This is a genomic window from Methylobacterium crusticola (genome assembly GCF_003574465.1).
GTDB lineage: Bacteria > Pseudomonadota > Alphaproteobacteria > Rhizobiales > Beijerinckiaceae > Methylobacterium > Methylobacterium crusticola.
On record NZ_QOWC01000018.1, the window covers coordinates 59,229 to 69,006 of the forward strand.

General features: G+C 73.0%; 8 protein-coding genes. 1 reads left to right on the top strand and 7 read right to left on the bottom strand.

The genetic code is table 11. The features are described 5' to 3' along the window. Nucleotides 1-21: 21 nt before the first annotated feature. Nucleotides 22-1,350 carry an NAD(P)/FAD-dependent oxidoreductase gene (locus tag DT057_RS12255; RefSeq protein ID WP_128562379.1) on the bottom strand — a complete coding sequence of 443 codons (1,329 nt, stop codon included), beginning with the start codon at nucleotides 1,348-1,350 and terminating at the stop codon, nucleotides 22-24. 224 nt (nucleotides 1,351-1,574) lie between these two features. Between DT057_RS12255 and DT057_RS12260 the strand changes: the two genes are divergently transcribed. Beyond that, complete coding sequence (locus DT057_RS12260) at nucleotides 1,575-2,051, top strand: Lrp/AsnC family transcriptional regulator (RefSeq protein ID WP_128562380.1); 477 nt, start codon at nucleotides 1,575-1,577, stop codon at nucleotides 2,049-2,051. A 111-nt stretch (nucleotides 2,052-2,162) separates the two neighbouring features. On the opposite strand, the gene DT057_RS12265 is transcribed toward DT057_RS12260, so the two are convergent. The 6 genes from DT057_RS12265 to DT057_RS12290 form a co-directional block, all read right to left on the bottom strand. After that, nucleotides 2,163-3,830 carry an ABC transporter ATP-binding protein gene (locus DT057_RS12265; RefSeq protein ID WP_128562381.1) on the bottom strand — a complete coding sequence of 556 codons (1,668 nt, stop codon included), beginning with the start codon at nucleotides 3,828-3,830 and terminating at the stop codon, nucleotides 2,163-2,165. Next, a complete protein-coding gene (locus tag DT057_RS12270; RefSeq protein WP_128562382.1) occupies nucleotides 3,830-4,675 on the bottom strand; it encodes an ABC transporter permease in 846 nt (281 codons plus the stop codon). Before DT057_RS12270 ends, DT057_RS12265 begins: the two co-directional genes overlap by 1 nt. Before the next feature lie 2 nt (nucleotides 4,676-4,677). Beyond that, nucleotides 4,678-5,628 (bottom strand): ABC transporter permease, encoded by a 951-nt coding sequence (locus DT057_RS12275; RefSeq protein ID WP_128562383.1) that lies wholly within the window; start codon nucleotides 5,626-5,628, stop codon nucleotides 4,678-4,680. Between the two features lie 33 nt (nucleotides 5,629-5,661). Continuing rightward, nucleotides 5,662-7,275 carry an ABC transporter substrate-binding protein gene (locus DT057_RS12280; protein ID WP_128562384.1) on the bottom strand — a complete coding sequence of 538 codons (1,614 nt, stop codon included), beginning with the start codon at nucleotides 7,273-7,275 and terminating at the stop codon, nucleotides 5,662-5,664. A gap of 54 nt (nucleotides 7,276-7,329) precedes the next feature. Beyond that, entirely contained in the window at nucleotides 7,330-8,043 is a 714-nt protein-coding gene (locus DT057_RS12285) for an HAD-IA family hydrolase (protein WP_128562385.1), read from the bottom strand. Nucleotides 8,044-8,265: 222 nt separating this feature from the next. Then, nucleotides 8,266-9,642 (bottom strand): aspartate aminotransferase family protein, encoded by a 1,377-nt coding sequence (locus DT057_RS12290; RefSeq protein WP_128562386.1) that lies wholly within the window; start codon nucleotides 9,640-9,642, stop codon nucleotides 8,266-8,268. Nucleotides 9,643-9,778: the final 136 nt, after the last annotated feature.

The window sequence follows — 9,778 nt, forward strand, 5'->3', positions numbered from 1 at the left end:
CGCGGCGACCCGGAGGCCGGCTCAGAACTCCGCCACCTTGCCCCACGCCGAATCCGCGAAGCGGTCCGGGTGGTAGGGACGCGGATCGACGAGCGGGACCGCGCCCGTGACGATGTCGGCGACGAGGTGGCCGGCCCCGGGGCCGATGCCGAAGCCGTGGCCGCTGAAGCCGGCCGCGAGCACGAAGCCGGGCAGCCCCGTCATCTCGCCGATCGCCGGCACGCCGTCGGGGGTCGAGTCGATGTAGCCCCCCCAGGACGCCGCGACCGTGGTGCCGCGCAGGGCCGGCAGCAGGGCGAGGGCCCGGCGATGCGTCTCCGCCACCAGCCGGGGATCGGGCCGCGGGTCGAGGACGCGCAGGCGCTCCATCGGCGTCGGCCGGTCGAGGCGCCAGCGCGCCGCCGTCTCGTGCCCGGCCCGCCAGCCGCCGAGGCCGCCGGGCCGCAGGGCGCGCCAGCGCCGCGCGAACATCGGCAGGAACTCGCGCGCGTACAGGATCTGCTGCGGCGTCGGGTCGACGCTGGCCCGGCCGCTGATCGCGAGGGTGTGCCCTCCCGCCTCGCCGCGGCGGGTGACCGAGATGTCGGCGGTGTGGAGGGCGTCCGGCAAACCCTCCACGTGCGGCGCGACCGCGAGGATCGAGGAGCGCACGGCCGATTGCGGGAAGCGCAGCCCGAGCTGCCGGCAGAACGACGACGCCCAGGCTCCCCCGGCCATCACCACCGTCCGGGTCCGGATCGTGCCCGCCTCGGTCACGACGGCGCTGACGCGGCCGCCGCGCGTCTCGACGCCCCGGGCCGCACAGCCCTGGTGCACGCTGCCCCCGGCCTTCAGGATGCCGCGGGCGACGACCGGCACGGCGCGCGAGGGGTCGGCGATGCCGTCCGTGGGCGAGAACACGCCGCCCTTCCAGATCCGCCCCGTCGCGCTGGCGCGCGCCCGCGCCTCCGCCTCGCCGAGCATGTGGGTCGTCACCCCGAGGCCGGCCGCGAAGTCCCGCCACGCCGCCCAGCGGGCGATCTCGGCCTCGTCGTCGCTGAGGTAGAGCAGGCCGCAGCGGCGAAAGCCCGGATCCTCGCCGATCTCGGCGGAAAGCCTGTCCCAGAGCTCGAGGCTCCGGGTCGCCATGGGCAGCTCGCGGGCGTCGCGGTTCTGCTGGCGGCACCAGCCCCAGTTCCGGCTCGACTGCTCGGCCCCGACCCGGCCCTTCTCGACCAGCGCCACGCCGACCCCGCGGCGGGCGAGGTAGTAGGCCGCGAAGGCGCCGACGACGCCGCCGCCGATCACCACGACGTCGGCCGCCTCGGGAAGGGTGGGCGAGGTCTCGACGGGAAGCAGCGGCGCGGGCATCGGGGTCTCCGTTGAGCGGCCTTCAGTCTAGCCGCCCGCCCCCGCGGGACGCGCCGAGAATCGCCCCCGCACGGCATATCGTTCCGTTGGCACGGATGGTGCTGACGCGTCGTGCCGCCCCCGGGCGGGCCGGCCCTTGCGCTTGCTTGAGGGGAACCGCGCGGCATACCGTGCTGCGACCCCCCCCGCGCGGGGACCGGCCGCCCTCCCGCACCGGACCGCCCATGCAGCTCGACAGAATCGACATCAAGATCCTCTACGAGTTGCAGAAGAACGGCCGGATCACCAACGTGGAGCTGGCCGACCTCGTCAGCCTGTCGCCGAGCCCCTGCCTGATGCGGGTGAAGAAGCTGCAGGCGGCCGGCTACATCTCGGGCTACGCGGCGCAGATCAACGTCGCCAAGCTCGGCCAGACCCTGACGGTCTTCACCGAAGTCACGCTGAAGAACCACCGCCAGATCGACTTCGCCCGCTTCGTCTCGGCGCTGGAGAAGGAGGAATCGGTGTCCGAATGCCACCTCATCTCCGGCGGCTACGACTACCTCGTCAAGTTCGTCACGAGCGGGATCGCCGAGTACCAGACGATGATGGAGCGCCTCATCGACATCGACATCGGCATCGACAAGTACTTCAGCTACATCGTGCTGAAGACGCCGATCAACCGCGGCTACATGCCGTTGACGCGGCTGTTCCAGGTCTGAGGCGCCGGCCGGGCGCGCACCCGCGGCCCGGTCCCGTCACGGGACCACCGGACCGGTCCCGTCACGGGACCACTGGCCCGGTCCCGTCACGGGACCGCCGGCCCGGTCCCGTCACGGGACCGCCGGCGCGGGGGCGGGCCAGGCCGGGGGCTCCGCCTGCTGCGCGAGCCCGTCGAGCCAGCCGGGATCGAGCTTCGGCATCGAGGCGTGGAGCAGCCGGGAATAGGCGTGCGTGCCCGCCTGGCCGAAGGCGGCGGGCGCCAGCTCCTCGATCTTCTCGCCCGCGTACATCACGGCGATGCGGTCGCAGATCGAGCGCACCATCGAGAGGTCGTGGCTGATGAAGATGTAGGACAGGCCGAGCTCGCGCTGGAGGTCGCCGAGGAGCGCGATGATCGCCGCCGCCACCACGGTGTCGAGCGCCGAGGTGATCTCGTCGCAGATCACGAGCTCGGGTTCCGCCGCCAGCGCCCGGGCGAGGTTGACCCGCTGCTTCTGCCCGCCCGAGAGTTCCTCGGGCAGGCGGTGCCTGAGGGCGCGCGGCAGCCGCACCATGTCGAGGAGCGCGTCGACCCCCGCCTCGCGCTCGCGCCCGCGCCGCCCGTGGTAGAAGGTCAGCGGGCGGCCCAGGATGTCGCCGACGGACTGCGCCGGGTTGAGGGCGGTGTCGGCGAGCTGGAACACGATCTGGAGCCGGCGCAGGGCGTCGCGGGAGCGTGCCCGCAGGCCCGGCGCCAGGGGCGCGCCGTCGAAGGCGATGCTGCCCGAGACCGGCGCGATGATGCCGGCGATGACCCGCGCCAGGGTCGACTTCCCGCAGCCCGACTCGCCGATGATGCCGAGGTTGTCGCCGCGCTCGACCGTGAGGCTGACCGCCTTGAGGGCCGTGACGGCGGGCCGGCCGTCGCGGCCGATCGGGCCGTAGCCCGCCACGAGGTCGGTCACCGCGAGGAGCGGCCGGCCCGAGGGCGCCGGCGCGGCCCGGGGCCCGCCGGCGGGCTCGAAGGCGTCGAGGAGCGCGCGGGTGTAGGGATGGGCGGGGGCGGACAGGATCTGCGCGGTGGCGCCGACCTCCTGCACCGCGCCGCCCTTGAGCACCGTAATCCGGTCGGCGACCTGGGCCACCACTGCGAGGTCGTGCGAGACGTAGACGCCCGCGGCCCCGCTGTCCTTCATCACGGACTTGAAGGCGCGCAGCACCTCGATCTGGGTGGTGACGTCGAGGGCCGTCGTCGGCTCGTCGAAGATCACGAGCTTCGGCCGGCCGATCAGCGCCATGGCGGCGGAGAGGCGCTGGAGCTGGCCGCCGGAGACCTGGTGCGGGTAGCGCGCGCCGATCGTCTCCGGCTCCGGCAGCGCCAGGGCCCGGAACAGCGCGACGGCCCGGGCGCGGGCCTCCTCGGGCGGCATCAGGTCGTGGATGCGGGCGACCTCGGTCACTTGGTCCATGACCGTCCGGGCCGGGTTGAAGGCGGCGGCCGCGCTCTGGGGGATGTACGCCACCGTGGTGCCGCGTAGCGCCGCCCGGGCGGCCTCGGGCAGGGCCGCCATGTCGTGCCCGTCGACGTGCACGGAGCCGCCGACGATCCGGCAGCCCGGGCGGGCGTAACCCATCAGGGTGAGCGCGATGGTGGTCTTGCCCGAGCCGCTCTCGCCGATCAGGGCGAGGATCTCCCCGGGCGCCACGTCGAGGTCGACGCCGCGGATGATCTCGACGCGCCGGCCGGAATCGGTCCGGGCCTCGACGCGCAGGCCGCGGATCTCGACGAGGTTCGCCATCACGCGCTCCGGTCCCGGATCCGGCGGGGAAGGTTGTCGATCAGGAGGTTCACGCCGATCGTGAGGCTCGCGATCGCCAGGGAGGGCACGATCACCGCCGGCGCCCCGAAGGGCAGGCCGCCGATGTTCTCCCGCACGAGCGCGCCCCAGTCGGCGTTCGGGGGCTGCACGCCGATGCCCAGGAAGGAGAGCCCCGAGAGCAGCAGCACGACGAAGACGAAGCGCAGGCCGAGATCGGCCAGCACCGGACCGACGATGTTGGGCAGGATCTCGTGGCGCACGATGTAGGCGGTGCCCTCCCCGCGCACCCGCGCGACCGTGACGAAGTCCATCGTGTTGACGTTCACGGCGAGCGCGCGGGCGAATCGGTAGGCGCCGGGCGTGTAGATCACCGCGAGGGTGACGATCAGCACCGGGATCGAGGAGCCGACGCCCGCCACCACGACGAGCCCGAACAGCTTGCCCGGGATCGAGTTCAGGGCGTCGAGGAAGCGGCTCAGGACGGCGTCGAACCAGCCCCCGACGACGGCCGCCGCCATGCCGAGGGCGACGCCCGTGAGGCAGGCGAGGCTCACCGCGGCGAGCGAGATGCCGACCGTGTAGCGGGCGCCCATCAGGATGCGCGAGAGCATGTCGCGGCCGAGATAGTCGGTGCCGAGCCAGAACTGGCCGGTGATCGGCCCGAAATAGTCGAGGTCGACGATCTCGCCGACCGGGTAGGGCGTGATCAGCGGCGCGCAGACCGCGACCAGTCCCCAGGCCAGCACGACGGCGAGGCCGAGCACGCCGATCGGGTCGAAGGCGTAGCCGAGCCGGAGCCTCGGGCGGGCGGGGACGGCGTCCATGGTCAGCGCAGCCTCGGGTTGGCCAGGATGGCGAGGATGTCGGCGGTCGTGATCAGCGCGAGGTAACCGAGGCAGAACACCATGGCGCAGGTCTGGATCAGCGGCAGGTCGCGGGTCGAGACCGCGTCGACCATCAGCTTGGCGATGCCCGGATAATTGAAGATCGTCTCGACGATGATCACCCCGCCGAGGAGGTAGGAGAGCGACAGCGCCACGGCGTTGACGATCGGGCCGACGGCGTTCGGCAGGGCGTGCCGCAGGACGATGCGCAGGCGCGAGGCCCCCTTCAGGAGCGCCATCTCGGCGTAGGGCTTGCTCAGCGCCTCGATCACCGCCGCCCGGGTCATGCGGATCATCTGGGCCGAGATCACGAAGCTCAGCGTGATCACCGGCATGATGAAGACGCGCAGGAGCTGCCAGACGGACTGCACCTCGCTGGTGAAGGACAGGGCCGGCAGCCACTTGAGGTAGACCGCGAAGAGCAGCACCGCCGAGGTCGCCACCATGAACTCCGGCACCGAGACGACCCCGATGGCGAGCGCGGTGACGATCCGGTCGAACAGCGAGCCGCGCAGGACCGCGGCCGCGATGCCGGTCGCGAGGGCGACCGGGACCGAGATCAGGGCCGTGACGGCGGCGAGCTTGAGCGTGTTGACGAGGCGCCCGCCGATGAGCTGGGCCACCGGGAGGTGGTTGGCGTAGGAGGTGCCGAGATCCCCCGTCAGGAGCCCGCCGAGCCAGCGCAGGAAGCGCAGGAGCGCCGGCTCGTCGAGGTGCATGGCCCGGCGCAGGCCCGCCACCGCTTCCGGCGTCGCCGCCTGGCCGAGGAGCACCTCCGCGACGTCGCCCGGCAGGAGCTCGGTGGCGCAGAAGATCGTGAACGACACCACCAGCAGGGTGAGCAGCGCCACGAGGATCCGCCCGAGCACGAGGGAGGGGATCTGGCTCTTCATCGGCGGCCTCGGCGCGCGGGGAGCGGGTCTGGGTCAGGCCTCGAGCCAGACGTGCTCCGCGAAGGCGTAGCCCATCATCCCGCCGAGGGGATTGGGCTGCAGGCCCTTCAGCTTCGCCGAGTGGGCGTCGACGTTCGAGATGTAGACCGGGATGGCGGTGCCGGCCTCGTCGGCGATCATCGCCTGCATGTCGCCGTAGATCGCCTTGCGCTTCGCGTCGTCGAGGAGGCCGCGCGCCTCGACGAGGAGGCGGTCGAACTTCTCCGACTTGAAGCGGGTCTCGTTCCAGGGCGCCTCGGAGGCGTAGAACAGCGAGAACAGGATGTCGGGCGTCGGGCGCGGGTTGACGTTGCCGAAGCAGATCGGCGCCTTGAGCCAGTAGTTCGACCAGTAGCCGTCGGAGGGCACGCGCTGCACGTCGAGCTTGAGGCCGATCCCGGCGGCGGCCTGCTGGAGCAGGGTCGCCATGTCGATCGAGGAGCCGGCGGCGTCCGAGGCGACGATCGGGATGGTCTGGCCGAGCACGCCGGCCTTGCCGAGCAGGAACTTCGCCTTCTCGGGGTCGTAGGCGCGGGGCTTCACGTCGGGGTTGTGGTAGCGGTTGGAGGGCGGCACCGGCTGGTCGTTGGCGATCTCGGCGAGCCCGCGCAGGGCCGACTTCTGGATCTGCTGGCGGTTGAGCAGGTGCTTCATGCCCTCGACGAAGCCGGGCTTGTCGCCGGGCGCCACGTCGAGGCGCATGTTGAAGTCGGTGTAGTTGCCCGAGGTGCTCTTCGACAGGACGACGCCGGGCTGGCTCTCGACGAGGCGGATCGAGCGCGGGTTGATCGCCGCGGCGAGCTGGACGTCGCCCGACAGGAGCGCGTTGACCCGCGCCGGGTCGTCCGGGATGGCGAAGAACTCGAACGAGTCGAGGTAGGGACCGTCCGTCTTCCAGTAGTTCCGGTTCCTGAGGCCGACCGAGCGCACGCCGGGCTCGAACACCTCGCACGTGAAGGCGCCGGTGCCGTTGGCCTTGGCGAAGGTCGTGGTGCCCTCGGCCAGGATCATGAAGTGGTGGGTGGCGAGGATCGTCGGCAGATCGGCGTTCGGGCTCGCCAGGGTGATCTCGACGGTGCGGTCGTCGGGCGTCGCGAAGCCGGTCATCTGCCGGGCGAGGGCGTTCGCCTTCGAGCCGACCGCCGGGTCGAGGTGGCGCTTGAGGGAGTAGACCACGTCGGCCGCGGTCAGGGTCTTGCCGCTGTGGAAGGTGACGCCCTTGCGCAGCTTCACGACCCAGACCTTGGCGTCGCCGCTCTCGATGCTCTCGGCGAGCTCCATCTGGATGTTGCCGCCGGCGTCCAGGAAGGTGAGCCGGTTGTAGAAGCTGCAGCAGCGGACGTAGTCGGTCGAGAGCGAGGCCTTGGCCGGGTCGAGGGTGTCGGCCGTCGAGGACGACCAGCCGGCCGCCCGCAGCGACCCGCCCGTGCGCGGCGCCGCCGCCGCGGCCGCGCCGGCGCGGCCGAGGATCGCCGTGCCGACGGAGGCCGCGACGCCCCCGAGCATCAGCCCGCGCAGGAGCTCGCGCCGGGAGGCGCCCCGGCGGATCGCCTCCTCGACCCGGGCGTCGTCGCGGTGGCTCCAGTTCGTGGCGAAGTGCGCGCTCATCGGCATCCCCTCGGTGGGCGTGGCAGGGCGGATCGCGGCGGCGTCGCGGGCCTCTCAGCCCCGTGCCGCCTCGACGGCGTCGGCGAGGCCGGCCATCGCGGTGAAGTGGAAGTCCGGGGTGGTGAACGCCTCCGGCTCGATCGTGCCGCCGTAGCCCGCCTTGGCGTGGCGGCGCTCGATCCAGCAGGTGGCGATGCCGAGCCGGCGCGCGACGCCGATGTCGTGGTGCTGGCTCTGCGCGACGTGCAGGATGTCGGCGCGGGTGCCGCCCTCGCCCTCGACGAAGGCGAAGACCTGCTCGAAGAAGGCCGGGTCGGGCTTCTCGGTGCCGGTGTCGTCGGCCGTGAAGGCGGCGTGGAACGGCTGCCCGAGCGCCTCCGCGAAATGCCCGAAGGCCCAGCGGCGCGAGTTCGTCATGGCGATCAGGCGGGCGCCCGCGGCGAGGCGCGCCAGCGCCTCGGCGCTGTCGGGGAACGCCTTCCAGTCCCGGGCGGAGTCCCGCAGGCGCTCGCCGCAGGCCGCCTCGAGGGGCAGGCCGAGGGACGGCGCGATCGCGCGGTAGACCCGCACGAGGTCGTCCGGGAACAGCCCGGCCTCCCCGGCGTAGCGGGCGGCGCGGTAGAGCGAGAGGGCCTCCTCGCCGTCGACCGCGACGCCGGCCTGCGCGCCGATGGCCGAGAGGCAGGCGGTGATGCCGCCCTCGAAGTCGATCAGCGTGCCGACGACGTCGAAGGTCATGTAGCGGTACGCGTTCAGGGACTTCGCCAAGGTCTCGCTCCTTCTGGTACGGCCTCCCGGCCGGGCGGGAGGCCCGTCCGCCGGACCCGGTGCGCCGTCCCGATACGTCCGGAGTATCGCAGAACTCTCAGGCGGGATGAGCTGAAGATGGCGGGCTGGCGGCACAAAATTGCGTATCGAATGGGCAGTGCGAAACCTGCCCAACGGGGCGGCACTCGACGGGCCGGCACTCGGCGGGCCGGCCCCGGGCGCTCAGGCCATGGCGGCCCGGACGTCGGGGTCGGCGAGGGTCTGGTCGAGGGTCCGGCGGGTGCGCTCGACCAGGGCGTCGATCTCGGCCGGCGTGCAGCACAGGGGCGGCGCGAAGCCGAGGATCCCGGTGCCGAAGGCGCGGAGCACGAGGCCGTTGTCCCAGGCGCGGTCGAAGATCCGGCGGGCCGGATCGGCGGCGGCGGGCAGCGGCGTCCGGCGCGCCTTGTCGGTCACGAGCTCGACCGCGGCGAGCAGGCCGCGCCCGCGCACCTCGCCGACGAGCGGGTGGCCGGCGAGGCCGTGCAGGCCGGCCAGCAGCCGCGCTCCCGCCCGGCGGCCGTTCTCCAGGAGCCCGTCCTCGTAGAGGCGGAGCACCTCGAGGCCGACCGCGGCGCTGACCGGATGGGCCGAGTAGGTGTAGCCGTGCCCGACCGCCGCCTCGCCGGCGCCGTCCGCGATGGCGTCGTAGACCCGGTCCGACAGGAAGACCGCGCCCATCGGCACGTAGCCGGAGGTCAGGCCCTTGGCGGTGGTCATCAGGTCCGGGACGATCTCCTCCTCGGAGCAGGCGAAGAGCGGGCCGGTGCGGCCGAAGCCGGTGATCACCTCGTCGGCGACGAACAGGATGTCGAGCTCGGCGCAGAGGTCGCGCATCGCCCGCAGCCAGCCCGGCGGCGGCACGATGACGCCGCCCGAGCCCTGGATCGGCTCCGCGTAGAAGGCGGCGACGCGGCCGGGCCCGCCGACCTCCTCCGCCTTGGCCCGCAGGGCCGCGAGCGAGGCCGCGATGATCGCCTCGGGGTCGCCGCCGACCGGGTTGCGGTAGGGGTAGGGCGACGGGATCTTGTGCTGCCAGGGGAAGGGCAGGCCGAACTGGGCGTGGAAGGCCGGCAGCGCGGTCAGGCCGGCGCCGACCGTCGAGGAGCCGTGGTAGCCCTGGTCCAGCGAGATGAACTGGTCCTTCTCGGGCCTGCCCCGGACGGTCTGGTAGTAGCGGATCAGCCGCACCGTGGTGTCGACCGCGTCGGAGCCGCCGAGGGTGAAGTAGACGTGGTTGAGGTCGCCCGGCGCCCGCTCGGCCAGCGCCGCGGCGAGGCGGATCGCCGGCTCGGAGCCGAGCCCGAAATAGGCCGTCGCGTAGGGCAGCTCGCGCATCTGCCGGGCGGCGGCCTCGACGATGCTGTCCTGGCCGTAGCCCGCGTTGACGCACCACAGGCCCGCGAAGCCGTCGAGCAGCTCCCGGCCGCCCGCATCCGTGACGGTCGCGCCCTTGGCCGAGCGCAGCACCCGCACGCCCGCCCGCTCGTGGCCGCGATAGGACGCGACCGGGTGGACGAGGTGGGCGCGGTCGAGTTCGATCAGGGAGTTGCTGAGCATGGGGGCGGTTCCGATTCTAGCCGAGGGCCTGGCTGGCGAGGGCGAAGGTGAGGGCGCGCCCGGCGGGCGGCGCCGATGGGCCCGCGGGCGGCCCGGCGGGCCCGGCGCCGGAAGGCCCGGCACCGGACGGCTCGGC